The organism is uncultured Sphingomonas sp., from assembly GCF_913774285.1.
Classification (GTDB): Bacteria; Pseudomonadota; Alphaproteobacteria; order Sphingomonadales; family Sphingomonadaceae; genus Sphingomonas.
In genome coordinates, this window is record NZ_CAJYHX010000019.1 from 1 (window position 1) to 17,227 (window position 17,227).

The window sequence follows — 17,227 nt, forward strand, 5'->3', positions numbered from 1 at the left end:
GGCTGTTCGCCAATTAAAGTGGTACGTGAGCTGGGTTCAGAACGTCGCGAGACAGTTTGGTCCCTATCTGCCGTGGGCGTCGAAATTTGAGAGGAGTTGACCCTAGTACGAGAGGACCGGGTTGAACATACCTCTGGTGTACCAGTCGTTCCGCCAGGAGCGCAGCTGGGTAGCTATGTATGGACGGGATAACCGCTGAAAGCATCTAAGCGGGAAGCCTCCCTCGAGATAAGATTTCATAGAGCGGTCGAAGACCACGACCTTGATAGATCGGATGTGGAAGCGCGGTAACGCGTGGAGCTAACCGATACTAATTGCTCTTTTCGCGCTTGAGAGTTTCACACCCCCATCGACAACCCTGGGTTGTCGCAATGCAGGGTGGATGAACGTCCAGCCTTTGTGCACGATTTGAAAAACGTTTCCCTTTCGCCCACACCGGCTTCATTGCTTGGTGGCCATAGCGTCTGTGACCCACCCGATCCCATCCCGAACTCGGCCGTGAAACCAGACAGCGCCGATGGTACTATTGCTCAAGCAATGGAAGAGTAGGTCGCCGCCAGGCATTGAAGCCGGTGTAGGCAAAGCACGGAAAACCAAAACCCATTCACATGTCCCCCGTTCTGCCTCCTTGCGAGGCACCAGCATTGGCGCGGGGTGGAGCAGCCCGGTAGCTCGTCAGGCTCATAACCTGAAGGCCGCAGGTTCAAATCCTGCCCCCGCAACCACCGCTACAGAACGCCACACGCCGCCCTCACGGGCGGCGTTGTCGTTTGTGGCATACCCCACCAGATCCTCCACCCTCGCCACCACTTCCGCCTGCGGGCCGTCCGGCTCGTCCGGGTAGATCGTGACGCTTTCGATCAGCCGCGACAGAAGCTCCGCAGCTTCCGGTCGTGCGGCATCGTTATCGAGCGACGCCCGCAGATCCGCCACTTTCGCTCGGAACTGCTTGCGCAGCTCGCCGTGCGGCGGGAGAACCGGAGTAACCGTGTTGCCCTTCGGGACAGGCCCGCCGCTGCTTTCCAGCCGTGCCTTCTCCGCCTCGCGATCGGCAATCATCGAGCGAAGGGCAGGGCTCGCCAGGCCGGCGAGCAGGTTCTGGTAGAGATTGGCGAGCTCGGTCTCGAGCTGCTTCACACGCCCCTCGGCGGCATTCTGGTCGCAGCGATCCCGCTGCCCCAGCCGACGCGTCTCGCGTTCGAACTCCTCGGCGAACAGCCGGGCGTGGTCATCGGTCAGCAGATGCTCCTGGAGAATGGCCAACGTTGCCGTCTCGAGCGGGCCCTTGCGCACCGAGAGTCGGTTCCCGCAGGTGCCGCGCTCTTTCTGTCCCGCACAGCGATAATAGTCCTTCCCGCTGATGGTGTAGTTGGACCCGCAACGGCTGCACCGGATGAGGCCGGACAGCAGGTGCTTCGCGCGGTTCTGTCCGGCGGGGGAGGCTGCCGACGGCGCCCTTTTGCGCTTTCTGATCTCCGCCTGAGCGGCCTCGAATAGCGAGTCATCGACAATGCGGAGATCGGGCACCGCAATCTCGACCCATTCCGACGGGTCCCGCAAGCGGTAGCGGCGTTCCCGCTTTTCGCTGTCAGGGGTTCGCCGCCAGTGACGACGACCCCAGACCAGCCGGCCGACATAAAGCGGGTTGTTGAGGATACCGACCAGCTTCGCGGGATCGCCGCGGACGGTCGATGCATTCCATTGACCGCCGCGCGGACCAGGTACGCCCTCCTCATTCAGCCGCTTGGCGATCTGGATCGAAGAGAGCCCCGACGCGAACCATTCGAAGATCTGCCGGACGACAGCTGCCTGGCGTTCGTCGATCTCGATGAGGCCACGAATGCGCTCGCCGTCCGCGCCGAGCCGGATTACCCGCTTATAGCCATAAACCCGGCCACCGGCGGTGCGGCCGGCGAGGATGGCCGCCTGCATACCCCGCAGAGTCTTGTCGACCAGGTGCTTTAGAAAGATCGCACCGAGGAGGCCGGCAACCGCAAACTTGATCTCGTCGACATGACCCTCGCTGATGGTGTGGAGCTGAACCATGTGGAACGACAGCTTCTTGCCCAGCCAAGCGACATCTTCTGCGTCGCGCGCGAGCCTGTCGAGCGACTCGCAGACGATGGTATCGACCTCACCCGCCTGCACTGCCGCGAGCAGACCCTTCAGGCCCTCGCGGTCGCGGCGATACCCCGAAACCTCGGGGTCCAGCCAGGTCCCGACCACGGTCCCACCCAGATAGGCAACGAGGTTCGAGCACGAGGCGACCTGATCCGCGCTGGAGGTGACGGTCTGCAGCGTGGTGGAGTGACGGCCGTAAAGCGCGATGCGGCGAGGAGCGTTGGGGAGCATGGCTTATTGTTTCACACCTTCGAGCTTGCGGGAATCCCGCGTCCTTTCGTGATGGCGTCGCGCTGCCTCTCGGGCGAGCAGCCGAACGAGCTCCGCCAGCGCCTGCTGCGTCTTCTCGTCTTCCACCCATTTGATACGGACAACGGCCATGCAGCCGTTCTGGGATGACGCCTTCGGGGCGTGCACCAACGTTACAATTTTGTTAGATGCAGGGAATGCGTCGAGAACGACAGCCCTGTCGCATGCGATTGCCTGCCGGCTATCGCTGCCTTCGCGATGACCTTGGTGCGATCATCCGAGCCTATCGGCGCGGGGAGAGGGGCATGGGAGATCCTATCCCCCCGAAAGTCTTCGCCAATGACATCGGGATCAGCAGGGGCGCATTATCAAGGATAGAAAATGAGCGGGCATGGCCGGGGCCCGAGACGCTGTCCCGTATCATGGATGCGTTCGAGATCGACTGGCCGGTGGTGGCGGAGCGAGGGGACAATCCTGGCCCGCATCCGAGAACGCCAAACACCTGGCAGGAGGGACAACAGGCAAGCCTTTGCGCCGCTCTCCGGCGAGAGCGGCGGGAGCTTGGCTGGACGCTGGCAGAGCTCGCCCGGCGCAGCGGCCTTTCCGCATCGCAGTTGTCCCGCATCGAGCGCGGGCAGATCACACGATCCGCTGTGTTCACCTGGCACCCGGAGGACCTCAACCTTGTGAAGGAGGACCGTCGCGTCATCTTCGACCATCCGGTATTGATGGACGTTGCCACCGGTCGTTTCGATTTGGAAAACAGTGCCGAAGGATGGGCAGCAGATGTCTGATCTTTTCCGCAGCCCGGCGCGTGAATGCAGCCCGCTAAGCGGGGCTTGACAACCAGGCGCGCGCATGGCCGTTATTCATAAAACGTCTAATCGCCGAGGTTTACGGCTGCCAATCCGCCATTCTGAGAGCGTTTCCACCCAGTTTCTGGAACGCCCGTTGCCGACACGAGAATACGATGACCTGTTGATCGCGTGCCTGCCGATGGAGTGCATCAAACATGCGCTCGATGCGGTCGTCGTCGGAGTAGACAAGTGCGTCGTCCAAGATCACCGGTGCCGGGCGCCCGTCGCGGGCCAGCAGGCGGGCGAAGGCGAGACGGGTCAGAACGGATAATTGCTCGCGCATGCCGCCGCTCAGACGTTCGACATCCTCCTCCTGGCCCCTGCGGATGATCGTCTGCGGAAGCAGACTATGGTCGTCGAACGCGATTTCCACATCGTCGAACAACAGCCCGAGCAGGGGCCGAAGCTCGGTCATTACCGGCTTCAAATAGAGGTCGCGTGCGTCCGAGCGTGCCGACTCCAGCGCCTGGGTGAGACGGGTCAGTACCGCCACCTCGTGCCCGAAGGCGGCTACACGCGCTTCCGCGGCTTCCAGCGCTTCCTTTTGCTCACGCCATTTTTCCTCGACCGCGTCGTTGGATCGGACGACAATGCGAGCATTCAGGCCAGCGATAGTTTCCCGCAGCTGCTGGATCTCGTTCGCTGCCGCCTGTTCGACCGAACGAACGCGACGAAGCGCCGACTCTGCCGCATCCAGATCGAGCGCGCTTGCATGTTCGGCATCATGTACCCGCTGGGCTTCCGCCAGTGCAGCCTCCCGATCGGCCAGGGCCGCCTGCAGCAATTCCAGTCGAGGCTGATGCTCTTCCGCTGGGCCCAGAATAGCCGCGATCTTCTCTTCCCGCGTGCGCAGGCTGGCGAGTGCCGTTTCCGCCGCAATGAATGCTTCATCGGCATGCGCACGCACCGGCTCTGTCGTGCGGATCGTCTGCATCGCATGGCGGCGGCGTTGTTCGGCGCCTTCGCAGGTGGCTCGCGTCAAGACGGGATCCGCCTTCACTTCGATTGGCGCCAGGTCGATATCGGCCATTGCAGCAACGACCTTGCGTAACTCGTCCAGCCCTTCCGGGGCAATGACCTTGAGTTGCGCGCGCGCTTCATTCCCCTGCGCTTCTAGCTTCTGCACGCGGATCTGCTGCGCGCGCGCGGCCGCCAGGTCGGGCACGCCCATAGAAGCGAGCAGCGTGTGTCGATGCGATTCTGCCCTCTCCAGGCGATCACTATCGCGATCTTCAACGTTGGATCGCAAGGTGATCGTGCCAATGCCGGGCGCAACAAGTTGCGCGTGGCCGTCATAGCTGCGCTCTTCGCCGTGCTTTAGGGCGATGCCGCCCATGGTGAGGTTCGCGACAGCGACATCTTCATAGGCGACCACCACGGACGGGCGGCCTGCATCCTGCACAGCGCGGATGCGGGCAATCTCCACGTCTAGATCCGCTAGTTCTTCCAGCGCCCCGTTCGGCAGGCGAAGTCCGGCGAGTTGCGCGTCACAGTGCTCGATCGTCGCGCGGACGCTCTCCGCATGTTGCAGCCGGTCTTCTAGCTCCTGTCGTCGTTCGGCTGCGTTGCGGGCCTTTTCTGCGTTCTCGATCAGCTGGAGCAGGTCGCGCGCGGCGATCTCGTCCGCCTCGGCCGCTTCCATCTCGGCTTGTGCGGCGGCAATCGCTTCGCTGGTTGCCCGACGGCGCGCTACCGCATCCTCCCGACGGCGGGTGACTGCCCCGCTTTCCTCCGTCACCTGACGGGCTTCGGTCAGTGCCTCATCGAACTGCCGATGCTCACGCATCGCTGTATCGCGCCGGTCGCGGGCAAGGTCGAGTTCTGCGCGCAGGGTCTTCAGTCGGTCGGCCTGGGCCCGGGCCGTCTCGAAGGCATGCTCGGCCTTGGCGATGTCCTGCTGGCGCGCCTGCGCTCACCATCACGACCGTCGACGGCAAGGCGAAGCTGATCAAGGATACCGCATCGCTCGAAGCCGAGATCGCCCGGTTCGAGGCGGCACTGCAGGCGCTTATCCCGGATCTGGAAGGTGATGATGACGAGGCGGGGAGCCTCGCCGCCAGCCGCTACCACATCCTGAAATATTATTTTGAACCACTTCTCGAAAAAATTGATTGGTGGAACGAGCAGGTGAATAACGAGCGTCGCTCTGCTCGAAAGAAGCTCGCCGCGGATTTGAAAAGGCGCCTTTAAAAGATAGCTCGCGACATTCTATATTTTTCCCCATTTCGTAAATGAGGGCATTTCGTTGGTCTTAAATCCGTTTGGAGGGCGGGAGCGACGACATCATTGCGCGTTAAGCGGCAGTTCAAGGCGCAAGCGCATCCGTCGGTTGACGTACCGCCGCCTCGACGGCGAGGCGTAACGTACCGCGTGCGATCTGATCGGGATTGCTTCCCGCCGGCTCGAATGGATCAATCAGATGTTTGTTGCGAAGCGACGCGAAGCCGTAGACCGTCGACCACAAGGAGAGCAGCCGCAACGTGCGCGCGTCTTCGCTCAGTGACGGCAGCGCCCATTCCAACTGCGCTTGGAGCGCAGCGCGGCCGGCATGCTGGTGCTCCAGCAGCGCCGGATCAGGGGTCGGGCTCGTCAGTTCGCTTTCGTACATCAATTCCATAAGCCGTGGGTTCGCCTGGGCGTAGTCGACGAAGGAGATGCAGAGCGCGAGAAGCCGCTCCTTCGCGGTTGAACCAGAGGCCGCCGCCCGAGCGGCTGCAGCGCCAAGTTCCCCATAGCCGTGCAGCGCGATCGCCAGCAGCAACTCGCGACGATCCTTGAAATGATGATAGGGGGCCCCCGGAGAGACGCCGACAGCCTGCGCCAGCGTGCGCACCGATAAGCCATGATGGCCATGGTCGCGCACATGGGCCAGCGCCGCCTCGAGCAACTCTCGGCGCAAATCTTCGCGATGATAAGGCCGCCGCTCGGCGGGCTCAGCTGCCATGGCTCCGGAACCTCCAGGCCCCGCTTACCTGCGCTCGAGCCACTTGCCAACAATCTAAGCGCCGCTTAAACAAAGATCTAATCACGAATCAGATCAGACCGCGGCGGAAGATCGCGATGGGGATGAGGAGCATACGGATGGCATCAGGTCGTATCGCGGTGATCGGCGCGGGTCCGGGCGGCATGGCAGCCGCGCTTGCGGCGATCCGCGTCGGGTTCGATGTGGCGCTCTATGAGCGCGCCGCGGAAGTGAAGGCCGCCGGCAACATCCTGAACCTGTGGCCGCCGCCCCAAAAGGTTCTAAAGCTGATCGGTGTCGATACCGAGGATCTCGGCGCGCCGTGCCAGGTCTTCTTCCGCAACGCCAAGGGCAAGAATCGCGCGGTGGTGAACCTGCCCGAAGCGGTGGTGCGCGAATATGGCGGCGGCTTTATCGGCCTGCTGCGCTGGGGGCTGTATCAGCGGATGCTCGCGGCACTGCCGCCTGGCGTGCTGAAGCTGGGGCATGAGCTGCACGACATGCGCGATATCGGCGATTCGGTGCGGCTTACCTTCGCCAACGGCGCCACGGCCGAAGCGGATGTGGTGATCGGCGCGGATGGCTTGCGATCCATGGTGCGCATGCGGCTCTGGAGCGATCAGCCGATCCGGCACCAGCGGCTGCATCTGGTGGGCGGCTATCTATTCCTGGACGAAGCGCCGAACGGGATCGGCGTGCTCTCGCACAACCGCACCACCCAGGTAAGCTATACGCCGATCCGTCATGAAGGAAAGTCGGGCTATGAATGGTGGGTGCTGGAGGCGTGCGACCCCGATGCGCCGCCGCCGACCGACCTGATCGGCTTCTGCCGCACACGCGCGGCGGGCTTCCCGGCAAAGGTGCAGGAACTGATCGCTGCCACACCGCTGGCGCATATGCAGCGCTGGGAGATTCGCGACCGGCCGCCGCTGCCGCAATGGTCGAAGGGGCGGGTGACGTTGGTCGGCGATGCCGCGCACCCGACCTCGCCCTATGCCGCCTATGGCGCGGGCATGTCGATCGAGGACGGCTATTTCCTGGCGCGGGAGCTGGCGGCGGTCGATATCGCCGATACGGCGGCGGTGCAGGCGGCGCTCCAGCGCTATGAGGATCGGCGCAAGCCGCACACCGCGCAGGTGACGCAAGGGGCCTATCACACCGGCCGCATGTTCCACCATCTGCCGGCGCCGCTTCGTCCGATCCGCGACCTGGTGTTCGATCACACGCCGTTCCTCCAGAAGATGGTGGGCGACGACATGCCGTCGCATATCGTGGCGCAACTCGCCGAGATCGAGGACGCGGCGCCCTACGTTCCCGTCCACCGGCGCAAGGAGGCCGCGGTATGACGTTTCAGTACGGGGTATCGCTGTACAGCTATACCGATGATTTCGGCACGGCGCTGACGCTCGACGACGCCTTCTACCATGTCGCCGAGGCGGGCGCGTCGGGCATCGAGATCTTGGGCGAGACCCATCTGGCCAACTATCCCGAGCCGCCGTCCGAATGGTTCGATCGCTGGTTCGGGCTCGTCGAGCGCTATGGGCTCCAGCCGACCAACTATGGCTGCTGGGTCGATACCTGCGTGCAGAAGCAGCGCGTGCTCACCGCCGAGGAAGCGAGTGCGCTGCTGGCGCGGGACCTGCAACTGGCGCACCGGCTGGGCTTTCGCTTCGTGCGGCCGAAGTTCGGCGTCATCGACGATGAGCTGACTCCGCACCCGGTGTGGGAAGGCGCCGTCGAGCGCGTGCTCGATCTGGCGGCCCAGCTCGATGTGGTGATCTGCCCGGAGATCCACGCGCCCACGCCGATCCGCCATCCGGTGGTGGAAGGCTATGTGGATTTCATCCAGCGCACCGGCACCAAGCATTTCGGCCTGCTGATCGATACCGGCATCTTCCAGGATCGACCCTTGCCCTATTGGCCTGGCGAGACACCGGAGATGCGCGAGAACGCGATGAGCTTCCTGAACGGCATCAAGGTGCCGGTGGAGCATCTGGCCGAGGTGATCGACCATGTCGTCTTCATCCAAGCCAAGTTCCACAATATCGACGCGCAGCTGCACGATCACCACATCCCATGGGAGCGGATCGTGCCGGCGCTGAAGAAGCTCAACTATACCGGCTGGCTGTCCAGCGAATATGAGGGCGTGCGCGATCCCTGGCTCGCGATCGATCAGGTGCGGCGCCAGCACGCGCTGATCCGGAACCTCGAACGCGCCCATGACGCGCAGACCCAGAGCGGGGAGCAGACCCATGCTTGAATGCGGCACGATCCAGAGCAGCGGCTTTTCCAACCTGGGCCCGGAGGGCGCACGCAACGGCTTTCGCCTGCGGCTGCGTCAGCCCAACTACCGGGGCATGCGCCTGTCGCTGATCGAGGGCGTCGACGTGGTGGTGGACGGCGAGCAATTTGCCGCCGCCGGCAACCGCGTGCTGTTCCAGGGGCAGACCTACGGCCTCGCCGACCTCGACGCCGCAACGGAGACGCGCTGGCCGGTGGGCGAGACGATCGACGTGCTGATCGATCGGCCCGGCGGCCTGCTGCCGGGCGTGCACCGGGTGGAGACGATCATCTGGATGCGCCACCCATATTTCCCGCCGCAATTCTGGCCCGTGCCGATGCGCGATGCGCGGGAAGTGACCATCGTGCTGTAAGCGGCGGCACCCTTCGGTCGATTTGTCCGATGGATCGTGTCCATCCAAAGCATCGATTTTCCTGACGATACCGGCCGTGGCAGAGGGGGGGGGAAGGTTCGGGAAGAACCGGGGAAGAGGATGCCGCCATCGTGAAGCCGAAGCATCGCGCGACCATGTTGCTCCGCTGCGCCGCGGGGGCGATCGCCCCCATGATCCTCGGGGGCACTGCCTTCGCGCAGCAGGGCGACCCGCTCGAAGCCGGGTTTCGCACGCCGCCGACCGAGGCGCGGCCGTTCGTCTGGTGGCACTGGATGAACGGCAATGTGACGGAGGACGGAATCGCGCGCGACATGGCGTGGATGGCGCGGGCGGGCATCGGCGGCGTGCAGCTGTTCGAGGGCGATCTCAGCACGCCGCAGACGGTGCCCCAGCGGCTCGCCTGGGGAAGCCCCGGCTGGGCCGCCGCGTTACGCCGCAGCGCCGATATCGCGGATCGGCTCGGCCTGCGCTTCGGCATCGCGGCCTCGCCCGGCTGGAGCGCCACCGGCGCGCCGTTCGTCCAGCCCGAGCAGGCGATGAAGAAGCTGGTGTGGAGCGAAACGCGGATCATCGGCGGGCGTCCCTTTGACGGCAAACTGGCGCCGCCGCCGGCGGTCGCGGGCTCCTTTCAGGACATTGCCGATGCCGCGCCGCTCGCGCCCTTCTACCGCGACGTGGCGGTACTCGCGGTGCCGGAGGCCGATGATCGCTTGCGGCCGGTCGCGGCGCAGTCCGGCGCGGCGGCGATCGATACTGGCCGACTGATTGACGGCAGGTTCGGCGATGCGTTGAGCTTGGCCTTATTGCCCGGTTCGCGCGAGGCTCGGCTGGTGCAGGATTTCGGCCGCCGGGTGACGGTCCGATCGGTGACGCTGGGGGTGCCCGGCCGTCGCGGCTTCGGTGCACCGCCGCCTGCTGACGCGGTGCTGGAGGCGAGCGACGAGGGGCAGGCCTATCGCTTTGTGGCGCATCTGCCGGGAGGAAGCGCGCAGGTGCGTACCGCCGCCTTTCGGCCCGTTTCAGCGCGCTATTTCCGGGTGCGGCTTACGGTGCCCTCCGGGGCGGGGCTTCCCCCCGCCGCACCGGGCGTCACGCCGATGCCGGCACCACCCCAGCCGACGAGCGTTGCCCTGTCCGAGTTCGCGCTGTTCGCCCATGGCCGGGTCGACCACGCCGCCGAGAAGGCCGGGTTTGCAGCGGCCGATCGCTATGCCGCGATCGCAACCGAGCCCGCGGCTGGCGACGCCCCCATCCAGACGCGCCGGGTGCTCGATCTTACCACCCGCCTGCGCGCCGATGGCTCGCTCGACTGGCGGCCACCCGCCGGCAACTGGACCATCCTCCGCCTCGGCTATGCGCTGACCGGCCATCGGAACGGTCCTGCCCCGGCCGAGGCGACGGGGCTGGAAGTCGACAAGCTCGATGCCGGCGCCGTGCGCGGCTATGCGCAGACCTATTTCGCCAAATATCGCGGCGCCGTCGGGTCCGATCGCTTCGGGCGCGCCGGCGTCACGGCCTTGCTCAGCGACAGCATCGAGTCCGGGCCGCAGAACTGGACGCCGGAGATGCTCGCGGCCTTCCGCCAGGCGCGCGGCTATGATGCCGTGCCGTGGCTGCCCGCGCTGACCGGACGCATTGTCGAGAGCGCCGAGAAGACCGACCGCTTCCTCTGGGATTTCCGCCAGACCATTGCCGAACTGCTCGCCCGCAACCATTACGGTGTGCTGGCGGCGGCGGCGCGGGCGGAGGGCATGACCTATTATGCCGAGGCGCTGGAGGATCATCGCCCGCAACTGGGGGACGATCTGGCGATGCGGGCGCCGGCAGACGTACCGATGGGCGCCCTCTGGACGGTGCCGCCCGGCGGCACCCCGCGCCAGACCTTCGTTGCCGATCTGCAGGGCGCCGCCTCGGTAGCCCATACGCTCGGCAAGCCGCTGGTCGCCGCCGAGACCTTTACCGCCTTCGGCGCACCCTGGGCGTTCGCGCCGCGCGATCTGAAGGCGACCGCCGACTGGGCCTTTGCGCTGGGCGTCAACCGCATCATGATCCACACCTCGCCGCACCAGCCGACCGAGGACAAGCCCGGCATGTCGCTCGCGCCGCAACTCGGCCAGTATTTCAGCCGGCACGAGACCTGGGCGGAGATGGCGCGAGGCTGGACCGACTATCTGGCGCGCAGTGCCTATCTGCTCCAGCAGGGGCGGCCGGTGGCGGACATCGCCTATTTTGCCGGCGAAGAGGCGCCGATCACCGGCCTTTACGGCGAGACGCCGGTAGCGCTGCCGCCCGGCCATGGCTTCGATTTCATCAGCCGCGACATGCTTCTGGGGGGCCTTTCGGTGGCCGGGGACGGGACGCTGGTGACCAGAGGCGGCGCTCGCTACGCGCTGCTCGAACTAGGCGGGGACAGCCCGGCAGGCATGACGCTCGCGGCGCTGGAGCGGATCGCCGCACTGGTCGAGCAGGGTGCGACCGTAATCGGCGCCCGGCCGCGCGGGTCGCCGAGCCTTGCGGACGATCCCGCCCGCTTCACCGCACTCGCGGACCGGCTCTGGTCGAGCGGCGCAGGCCCGCATGTCTGGACCGATCGCGCCGCGGCGATGCGCGCCCGTGGCCTCACCCGCGACTGGAGCCTGTCCGGCGCGGACGATGCGGCGCTGGGCGTGGTCCACCGCCAGCTCGCCGACGGGCATCTGTACTTCATCGCCAACCATGGCGCCCGGCCGGTGCAGGGCGAGATGTCGCTCCGCGTCGCCGGGCTGGTGCCGTCCCTCTGGTTTGCCGATACGGGCGAGATCCGGCCGGTGAGCTATCGTATCGAGGGCGGCCGCACGACGGTGGCGCTGGACCTTGCGCCGGGGGACGCGGTGTTAGTGGTGCTACGCGGGCGTGCCGATACGCTGTCGCGGGTGGTGCCGGCGCCGCAATGGCAGCCGCTGCTGGCCATCGAGGGAAGTTGGGACGTCGCCTTTCCCGGCCTCGGCAACTATCAGCTACCGGCACGCTCGTGGACCGAGGCGCCCGAAGCAGCGCTCCACCACTATTCAGGCACTGCGACCTATCGACGCGACGTCGAGGTTCCGGCGACGATCGCGCCCGGCAGCAGGCTCACCCTGGAACTGGGCGCGGTCGGCGATGTCGCCCGTGTGCGGATCGACGGTCGGGACGCCGGCATCGCCTGGAAGCCGCCGTACCGGCTCGACGTCACTCGGCTGCTGACCCCGGGCACACACAGTGTCGAGGTGGAAGTCGCCAATCTCTGGGTCAACCGGCTGATCGGCACGTCGAAGGGTGGTTCGCAGGACGTCTATCGCCCCGATGCGCCGCTGCGCCCTTCGGGTCTGATGGGGCCGGTACGGCTGCTGGTCTCGCCTTAGGCTGCCCGGATCAGGCGAGCGCCGCCGGTTCGCGTAGGCGTTCGATCATCCAGCGCAACCCTTCGTCGTTCGTTCGGCTGCTATGATACTGGATCATCTCGCGCATCGGCTGGAACGGGAAGGGAATCGGCGCCATGCGCAGCGGGAAGGTGGTCACGACGCGGCGGGCGAGCCGTTCTTGCATCAGTGTCAGCCGCTGCGAGCCGACGAGCAGCCAGGGCACCACCGTGAAAGAAGGAGCCTCCACCTCGATCCGCCGCTCGATCCCCAATTGCCGGATCTGGCGATCGGCGAAGGAATAATCGCGTGGACCGCCCAACCGCACGGCGACATGGCCGGCGGCGCTGAAATCTTCGAGCGTCAAGACGTCGTCGAACAGCGGGTTATCCGCCCAGCCGACCACCACATAGCGCTCCTCGCACAACAACTCGCTGGGGTGGTCGCTGAAAACGAACTGCTCAGGCGCGACGAACAGGTCTGCACGGCCCTCCCGCAGTTCCGTACTCGCCTCGGGGCTGGGGAGGGTGATCTCCAGCCGGATGCCCGGTGCCGTCGACGCCACGATCTGGAGGGCGGGGGCCAGCACGGCGGTCATTACATAGTCGGAGAGAATCAGCCGGAAGCGCCGCTGGCTCGTCGCCGGATCGAAGCGGCCGGAGGTGACCAGCATCGACTCCACCGCATGCAGGCACTCGCGCACCTGCGGCACCAGCGCTTCGGCATAGGCGGTCGGGTACATGCGCTTGCCCTGCGCGATGAGCAGTTCGTCGCCGAAAAAGGCACGCAGCCGCATCAGCGCCGCGCTCATGGCGGGCTGGCTGAGGTTTAGCTGGCGCGCGGCGGCCGAGACGCTGCGGGTTTCCAGCAGCGCATCAAACGCGCCGAGCAGATTCAGATCGAGACCCTTGAACCGCATCGCATTCCTCTCCGCAGGGCATTTTTGTTGTTTTCATTGATGCTATCGATCGATGGCGCTCCCTGCAAACCGAGGATCAGCCAGCATGATCCTCCTGGATCAGCTCCGCGGCCCGCCAGCCGATGACCATCGCAGGACCGTTGGTGTTGCCCGCGGGCTGGAGCGGCATCACCGAGCAATCGGCGACGCGCAGGCCCTGTATGCCGTGCACGCGGAGCCGTCCGTCAACAACGCCGGTCTCCGGTGTGCCCATGCGGCAGGTGCCGGTGCTGTGCAGCCCTGGGCTGGCGAGCCATTCCATCTGCTTGGCAATATCCTCGTCGCTCTGGAAGCGCTCGCCGGGCACGCGCTCCTCGCCGACGAAATCCTTCAGCGCTGGCTGGCGCATATAGTGGCGGGCGAGGCGCACCATTTTGACCAGAAAGGCCTTGTCGGCGGGATTGCCCCACCAATTGGCATGCACGTCCACAGGATCGGCGACATCGGCCGAGCGGATGGCGACGGTGCCGCGGCTCTTGGGGCGTAGCGCGATGCCGTTGACGCTGATGCCGGGCTTGTTCTCCAGCGCGCCGCGGCCGGGATCGGCCTTCATTTCCTCGGTTGTGCGCAACGAATAGGGGCCGACGCCGAACTGCGCGTCGGGCCAGTCGGGCGACGAGTCGATCGAAAGCAGCGCGGTCACCTCGGGCGAGGTATAGGCCATCATGCCGGTGCGGGTGAGATAGTAGCGCAGCACATGGCTGGTCAGCCGCCACCCGGAAAACTCGCGGTTTGCACCCGGATCTTTGTGCAGCCGCCACGACATGGTGAACATCAGGTGGTCGGCGAGGTTGCGGCCGACCTGCGGCAGGGCCTGCACCACCGGCACCCCTGCGCGTTCGAGCACATCGGCAGGGCCAATGCCCGAAAGCTGGAGCAGCTTGGGGCTCTGCAGGGCGCCGGCCGACAGGATCACCTCGCGGGTTGCCGTGATCGAACGCGAATCCTCGGCCGTGCGGACGCGCACCCCGGTTGCCCGGCCGTCCGCGATCTCCACGCGCTCGACCAGCGTGTCGAGCAGCACGGTCAGGTTCGGTCGGCGCATTGCCGGCTTCAGGAAGGCCTGATAGCTTGAGGCGCGGCGGCCGCGGCGCGACACGGTCGCCTGGGTATAGCCGATGCGGCCGGTTCCCGGCGTGTTGATATCGGCCACCTTCTTGAGGCCGATCTGCGCGCCCGCCTCGATCGCGGCGTTGATCGCCGGCGAGCGGAAGGGAAGCTGGGTGACCTGGAGCGGGCCGTCGCGGCCGCGGCTGGTATCGGCACCGGCGCCGCGATAGCTCTCCATCGCCTGGAAACAGCGCTGGATCTCGCTCCACCGCCATTCGCCGAAGCCCTGCGCCGCCCAGCCGTCATAGTCGGCCGGCTCGCCGCGCAGATACCAGGTGCCGTTGGTCGAGCTCGATCCGCCGAGTCCCCGGCCATAGGACCAGGTCTCGCCCGAAGGCCGGCCTTCCTGCTCGGTGATCGGGAAGTGCCAGAAATAGGTCGGGTTGCCGAACATCTTCATGAAGGCGCGTGGCATGTTGACCAGTTCGGTCTCGTTGTCGCCGCCCGCTTCGATCAGCAGTACGCGCGCCTGGCCGTCTGCGCTCAGGCGATCGGCAAGCACGCAGCCCGCAGAGCCGGCGCCGACGATGATATAGTCGAAAGTGGTTTGAGTATCGGTCATGGATCGTATCTCGTCAGTGGCGCGCGGCGCTGGTGCGGAAGAACAGCGCGGAGACCAGGGAAAGCACAAGGGTGATCGCGGCGAACAGCAGCAGCGCATGGTCGAGGCTGCCGACCGCGCTCTGGCCGAGCCCGACCAGCGGGGGGCAGACGAACAGCCCGGCGAAGAAGGCGGTGGCCCAGATGCCCATGCCGCGGCCGCGCTGCTCGAGCGGCAGCATCGCCTGGCCCCAAGCCATCAGCGCAGGGATCACCAGCCCCGACCCGAACTGCTGGATCGCGGCGCCCGCGATCGCCAGCGGATACTGGTCGGCAAGGCCGATCATGGTAAGGCCGATCGCGGTAAGGATCCCGGCGAGCCCGAGCAGCACGCCGACCGGCCGGGCGTGGATTCGCCGGTACAGGAACGCGCCGGCGATATAGGCGAGCGATGTGCAGGCCTGGATCAGCCCGACCGCGGTGGAGGAGCCGACGCCCTTAGCCATCAGCACGCTCGCGACATGCAGCGGCTCGACATAATAGAGGATCGAGGTCGCCATGGTGACGGCGCCGATCACCAGCGCCGGACCCCAGGGAAAGCCGAGCGGGGCGGCTTTGGCGGTGTCGCGGCGCGTGGGCTCTTCGATGTAGAGCAAGGCGAGCAGCAGGGTGGGGATCGCCAGCGCATATATGGCGAAGGGGCCGCGCCAGCTTACGTCCGCCAGCGCGCCGCCCGCGGCGACGAGCAGGGTGCCCGCCACCGAGATCGACACGCCGACCCACGATACCCAACGATGGCGCTGCGAGCCGAAATAGTCGCCGATCAGCGCGCTGGAATTGGTGACGATCACCGCTTCGGCAAGGCCGAGGACGCCGCGGCTCGCCACCACCAGATACAGGTCGCTCAGCACCAGCGGCGCAAGACCTGCCAGGGCATAGACCGCCAGCGCCAGGAGGAAGCTCGGCCGCCGACCGAAGCGATCCGCAATCGCGCCGGCAAAGGGCGCGAACAGCGCGACGCAGAGCGACGGCATGGTCACGATCATCGGCACCAGCAGCCCCGCCTGGGGATGTCCGCCGAATTCGGCGAAAAGGCGCGGAATGGCCGGGAACAGCGAGACGACTGCCATGACCGGCAGGATCTGCGCTGCGATTAGTGTGATGCCCTTGCCCGTCTCGCCCCGGATCGGGGTTGCGTGCGGTGCAGGCGCGGCGATGCTCGTCATGCGTATTCCTTCGCTTCGTCAAGCGGCACCCAGCCGCAATTGTCGCGGCTCGCCGCAACGGCCTGTTCGATGAACTGCAGCGATCGTACCCCCTCTTCGATGCCGGGGAGATCGGGCGCGGGCCGCCCGCGGAGGCGGCGGGCGAAATCGCGGTAGAGGTTGGCGAACGCTTCCAGATAGCCTTCGGGATGGCCTGCAGGTAGCCGAGTCGCCGCGGTCGCGGCCGGCAACATGCCCGCGCCGCCGGCGGTGACGACTTCGCTGCGCCCCGACAGATGGTGGATCATCAACTGGTTCGGGCGCTCCTGGTGCCACGCCAGCGATGCCTTGTCGCCATAGACGCGCAGCGTAAGCCCATTGGCCTCGCCGATCGCGATCTGCGAAGCGAGAAGCACCCCGCGGGCACCGCCGGCGAAGCGGAGCAGCACGCTGCAATCGTCGTCGAGCGCACGCCCAGGCACCACGGCGGCAAGATCGGCGTTGATTGCCTCGACCGGCAAGCCGGTCACGAACTCAGCAAGGTGGAAGGCGTGAACCCCGATGTCGCCGACCGCGCCGCCGACGCCCGACTTGCCCGCGTCGGTGCGCCATTCGGCCTGCTTGTTGCCGGCGCGCTCGATGGGCGCCGCCAGCCAGCCCTGGAGATATTCGACGACAACCTTGCGTATCGTTCCTAATCCGCCCGCCGCGATCAGCGCACGGGCGTGGCGCACCAGCGGATAGCCGCTATAGGTGTAGCTCAGGGCATAAGGGCAATCTGCCTTGCGGACGAACTCTGCCAGCTCCAGCGACTGGGCCAGCGTGGCGGTGGCCGGCTTGTCGCTCATCACCGCGATTCCCGCCGCCAGCGCCGCGCGCGCGATCGGCAGATGCGTGTCGTTCGGCGTCGCGATGGTGAGGAAATCGATGCGATCGGGCCGGACACGTTCCTGTTCGATCAGGGCCGTCCAGCTCGGATAGCTGCGCTCTTCGGCAATGCCATAGGCCTTGCCGGCCTGGCGGGAGCGTTCAGGTGCACGGCTGAACGCACCGGCGACCAGTTCGATCTCGTTGTCCAGCGTCGCCGCGATGCGGTGCACGGGCCCGATGAACGCGCCCGGACCGCCTCCGATCAGCCCCATCCGAAGCCGCCGCATCAGGCGCTGCCTCGTG

13 protein-coding genes, 1 tRNA gene and 2 rRNA genes are annotated in these 17,227 nt (G+C 66.1%); 9 read left to right on the top strand and 7 right to left on the bottom strand.

Annotation, left to right across the window (positions count from 1 at the left end):
- The 3 genes from QZ670_RS08170 to QZ670_RS08180 form a co-directional block, all read left to right on the top strand.
- A 23S ribosomal RNA gene (locus QZ670_RS08170) occupies positions 1-333 on the top strand; the annotation flags it as partial.
- A 114-nt stretch (positions 334-447) separates the two neighbouring features.
- Positions 448-562: ribosomal RNA gene (gene rrf / locus QZ670_RS08175) — 5S ribosomal RNA — on the top strand.
- An 86-nt stretch (positions 563-648) separates the two neighbouring features.
- Positions 649-725: transfer RNA gene (locus QZ670_RS08180), tRNA-Met, on the top strand.
- Here QZ670_RS08180 and QZ670_RS20070 read toward each other — a convergent pair.
- A complete protein-coding gene (locus QZ670_RS20070; protein WP_365894622.1) occupies positions 682-2,352 on the bottom strand; it encodes a recombinase family protein in 1,671 nt (556 codons plus the stop codon). The genes QZ670_RS08180 and QZ670_RS20070 overlap by 44 nt on opposite strands.
- Positions 2,353-2,675: 323 nt before the next feature.
- On the opposite strand from QZ670_RS20070, the gene QZ670_RS08195 reads away from it, so the two are divergent.
- Positions 2,676-3,164: a helix-turn-helix transcriptional regulator gene (locus QZ670_RS08195; RefSeq protein ID WP_294253791.1), complete on the top strand. Its 489-nt coding sequence runs from the start codon at positions 2,676-2,678 to the stop codon at positions 3,162-3,164.
- A gap of 100 nt (positions 3,165-3,264) precedes the next feature.
- On the opposite strand, the gene QZ670_RS08200 is transcribed toward QZ670_RS08195, so the two are convergent.
- Entirely contained in the window at positions 3,265-5,013 is a 1,749-nt protein-coding gene (locus QZ670_RS08200) for a hypothetical protein (protein ID WP_294253793.1), read from the bottom strand.
- On the opposite strand from QZ670_RS08200, the gene QZ670_RS08205 reads away from it, so the two are divergent.
- Complete coding sequence (locus QZ670_RS08205) at positions 4,983-5,417, top strand: hypothetical protein (protein WP_294253796.1); 435 nt, start codon at positions 4,983-4,985, stop codon at positions 5,415-5,417. The two genes, QZ670_RS08200 and QZ670_RS08205, sit on opposite strands and share 31 nt — an antisense overlap.
- Before the next feature lie 115 nt (positions 5,418-5,532).
- Here QZ670_RS08205 and QZ670_RS08210 read toward each other — a convergent pair whose 3' ends face one another.
- Entirely contained in the window at positions 5,533-6,171 is a 639-nt protein-coding gene (locus tag QZ670_RS08210; RefSeq protein ID WP_294253798.1) for a TetR/AcrR family transcriptional regulator, read from the bottom strand.
- 137 nt (positions 6,172-6,308) lie between these two features.
- On the opposite strand from QZ670_RS08210, the gene QZ670_RS08215 reads away from it, so the two are divergent.
- The 4 genes from QZ670_RS08215 to QZ670_RS08230 all read left to right on the top strand — a co-directional run bounded on the left by QZ670_RS08215 (position 6,309) and on the right by QZ670_RS08230 (position 12,244).
- Complete coding sequence (locus QZ670_RS08215) at positions 6,309-7,535, top strand: NAD(P)/FAD-dependent oxidoreductase (protein WP_294253799.1); 1,227 nt, start codon at positions 6,309-6,311, stop codon at positions 7,533-7,535.
- The gene (locus QZ670_RS08220) at positions 7,532-8,449 is read left to right on the top strand and encodes a TIM barrel protein (protein WP_294253801.1); all 918 of its coding nucleotides are present in this window, start codon (positions 7,532-7,534) and stop codon (positions 8,447-8,449) included. The genes QZ670_RS08215 and QZ670_RS08220 overlap by 4 nt, the downstream gene beginning before the upstream one ends.
- A complete protein-coding gene (locus QZ670_RS08225) occupies positions 8,442-8,843 on the top strand; it encodes a DUF6379 domain-containing protein (protein WP_294253802.1) in 402 nt (133 codons plus the stop codon). Before QZ670_RS08220 ends, QZ670_RS08225 begins: the two co-directional genes overlap by 8 nt.
- A gap of 131 nt (positions 8,844-8,974) precedes the next feature.
- Positions 8,975-12,244, top strand: coding sequence for a glycosyl hydrolase (locus tag QZ670_RS08230; RefSeq protein WP_294253804.1), 3,270 nt, complete (start codon positions 8,975-8,977; stop codon positions 12,242-12,244).
- A gap of 10 nt (positions 12,245-12,254) precedes the next feature.
- Here the strand turns inward: QZ670_RS08230 and QZ670_RS08235 are convergent, their stop codons facing one another.
- The 4 genes from QZ670_RS08235 to QZ670_RS08250 form a co-directional block, all read right to left on the bottom strand.
- Complete coding sequence (locus QZ670_RS08235) at positions 12,255-13,160, bottom strand: LysR family transcriptional regulator (protein ID WP_294253805.1); 906 nt, start codon at positions 13,158-13,160, stop codon at positions 12,255-12,257.
- A 76-nt stretch (positions 13,161-13,236) separates the two neighbouring features.
- Entirely contained in the window at positions 13,237-14,871 is a 1,635-nt protein-coding gene (locus QZ670_RS08240) for a GMC family oxidoreductase N-terminal domain-containing protein (protein WP_294253806.1), read from the bottom strand.
- A gap of 13 nt (positions 14,872-14,884) precedes the next feature.
- Positions 14,885-16,075 carry an MFS transporter gene (locus QZ670_RS08245; RefSeq protein WP_294253807.1) on the bottom strand — a complete coding sequence of 397 codons (1,191 nt, stop codon included), beginning with the start codon at positions 16,073-16,075 and terminating at the stop codon, positions 14,885-14,887.
- Positions 16,072-17,211, bottom strand: coding sequence for a Gfo/Idh/MocA family oxidoreductase (locus tag QZ670_RS08250; protein ID WP_294253808.1), 1,140 nt, complete (start codon positions 17,209-17,211; stop codon positions 16,072-16,074). Before QZ670_RS08250 ends, QZ670_RS08245 begins: the two co-directional genes overlap by 4 nt.
- Positions 17,212-17,227 lie beyond the last annotated feature (16 nt).